Below are 2,715 nucleotides of genomic sequence, written 5' to 3' on the forward strand. Positions count from 1 at the left end.
ATCTAATTATCAGCAAGCAGAGCTGGCTGGACGATTTTCGGAGAGTCAGTTTGGCGAGCGCTACTCCATACATAAATGCTTTTTTTTGTCAAACCTTATGTTAAGAAAGATGTGGGTAATGGATAGCCTCCTGGGAGGGGCCCGCGGGTGGGTTGTCTCCAGTATAGCTGTCTCCTACCCTCACCCATAAGACTTTTTCAGCAAAACCTAATTAATTCCCACTTTCTATCAATATTTATTCAGTTAAAAGCGAGTTTATTACAGAAAAATTGCCAAAACTACTTTACTTATTTTGACTTTTTTCTTACTAAAAATGCAGCACATTCCACATGAGCAGTTTGAGGAAAAAAGTCCGCAGGTTGTACTTTACTCAACTCATACTTCCCTGTCGAACATAGAAATTTCAGATCGCGAGCCAAAGTAGCAGGTTTACAACTAATATAAACTATACGTTCAGGTAGAATTTCTAAAAGAGTTTCTAAAACAGAGCGATCGCAACCTTTTCTCGGCGGGTCTAACAAAACCACATCTGGCTTGACCTCCAACTGAGGCAGCAAATCTTCCACTTTTCCAGCAGAAAAACTTACATTTGTCAAGTGATTAATTTCAGCATTAAACTGAGCCTGTTTGATAGCTACTGGTTGAACTTCTATACCAATGGCCAGACCCTTTCTACCCCCCATTTGTAAAAACTCCTCACCCACTATTTCCATAGAGTCGTTATTATAAACGCCCACTTGCTGCAAATATTTGGCTAGAGGTAAAGTGAAAGTACCAATTCCACAATAAGCATCAATAATAATCTCCGATCCATTCAAAGCCAACTCTTGAATCACTACCTCTATTAATTTTTCAGCAGTCTTTGTATTTACCTGGAAAAAAGTATCGGGGGTCAATTGAAAATTTAAACCACTAAACTCTTCGTGTAGATACAACCGACCAGCAATACAAACAGTCTGTTGACCAAAAATAGTATTTGTTGCCTTGGAGTTGTAGTTCACACAAACACCTGCTAACCGAGAATAATCTTCTAACCATTTTTGTGCTTGGGCTTCGATACCTGGTAATAATTCTTTTGTTTTTTCCTCCTCTCCATTTACAACCAAAGTCAACAATATTTCCCCTGTGTTGTTACCTATCCTCAAAGATAAGTGGCGTACAATACCTGTATGTTTCTGTTCATCATATATTTTCCAGCCTTGCCCAGTAATATCCTGTTTTACTTCTTTGAGTAAAGGATTCAAACGTTCGTCTTGGATTGGACATTGATTAAGATTAATTACTTTATGGCTACCTTTTTGATAATAGCCAGCTTTAACTTGACCCGTAGTAGAAATACTTAGAGGATATGTAGCTTTGTTGCGATATCCAAAAGCTGCTGGAGATGCTAGAGTTGAATCTACTGCTGATAATGTTAGCCCTCCTATTCTCTTTAAAGCTTGAATAACTTGATTTTGTTTCGCTTGGAGCTGATATTCATAACTAATATGCTGCCATTGACAGCCACCACACTTGTCTGCAACTATACAATAGGGTTTTATACGATATTTTGACTTTTCTAGAAGTTGGTGTAATTTCCCATAAGCATACTTTGGTTTGACCACTGTTAGACGAGTAAGTAGGCGATCGCCCGGAACTGTATCAGGTACAAATATGACTTTTTGACCGTAGCGACCCACTCCATCACCGCTATCTGTTAAGTCTGTGATAGTTATTTCCACAATTTGACCTTGTTGACAAGGTAGTGTAGTCAAGTTTTGATTATTAATATTCACTCATTCATTACCTAAGAATAATATTACTTTTACCGGAAAATTGGGTTTAAAGCCTCCCCCTTTTAGGGGTTAATTAGGGCTGGCAAGTACTTTATTTGTCTGGTATAATTTGATCGTAGCATTATGGCGATCAAGCTTTTCTATGCTCGTCTACGAGATGAAAATGCAAGGCACAGAAAATCAGTACAGAAAGCTAGATTCAGCTATTCGTACTGGTAGATCTGTGCGTAACAGCATCATCAGAGCTTGGATAGATGGACAAGTTAAAAGCAGGAACGATGCCTACAAATATTGCACAGTACTAGCTTATAATAGGTTGTTTCCCTGGGCCAAACAATTAAACTCCATGGCTAGGCAAGCTCATGCTGAGAGAGCGTGGGCAGCAATAGAAAGATTTTATCGAAACTGTAAAGCACAGGTTAAAGGTAAAAAAGGTTTTCCCAAGTTTAAAAAGTACCTCCTTAGAGCATCAGTAGAATATAAAACCAGTGGATGGAAATTATCAGAAGATAGACGCTATCTAACTTTCACAGATGGTTTTGCAGCAGGCACTTTTAAATTGTGGGGTACTCGAGACCTTCACTTCTATCAACTTAACCAAATTAAACGAGTCAGAGTTGTCAGAAGGCATGATGGTTATTATGCTCAATTCCTGATAGACCATACCAGAGTTGAAAGTAAACTTCCGACAGGAAAAAAATTAGGCTTAGATGTTGGTTTAAATCATTTCTATACTGACTCTGAGGGCGAAAAAGTAGATAATCCGAGATTTTTGAGAAAAGGTGAAGGTAAAATCAAAAAACTACAACGTCGATAGTTATCCATTGTTGTTTGTACACGCTGAATAACATCTTGCAACACCTGAGAGTGCATAGACTTATACTCAGGGAAAAGTTTTTTAGTCTGTGCTAAATCTGCTAGTTGCACAGTCTCCCAAACA

Annotated in this window: 1 protein-coding gene and 1 pseudogene; one reads left to right on the plus strand and one right to left on the minus strand. The window is 38.3% G+C overall.

Translation table 11 applies throughout. The features are described from left to right. Nucleotides 1-287: 287 nt before the first annotated feature. On the minus strand, nucleotides 288-1,754 hold the full coding sequence (rlmD, locus tag F6K15_RS37715; RefSeq protein WP_293071195.1) for a 23S rRNA (uracil(1939)-C(5))-methyltransferase RlmD: 1,467 nt from the start codon (nucleotides 1,752-1,754) through the stop codon (nucleotides 288-290). A 163-nt stretch (nucleotides 1,755-1,917) separates the two neighbouring features. Here rlmD and F6K15_RS37720 point away from each other — a divergent pair. Then, nucleotides 1,918-2,589: pseudogene (locus F6K15_RS37720) on the plus strand (RNA-guided endonuclease InsQ/TnpB family protein); the annotation flags it as partial. Nucleotides 2,590-2,715 lie beyond the last annotated feature (126 nt).

It is taken from the genome of Okeania sp. SIO2B3 (assembly GCF_010672525.1).
In the GTDB taxonomy this organism is placed as follows: domain Bacteria; phylum Cyanobacteriota; class Cyanobacteriia; order Cyanobacteriales; family Microcoleaceae; genus Okeania.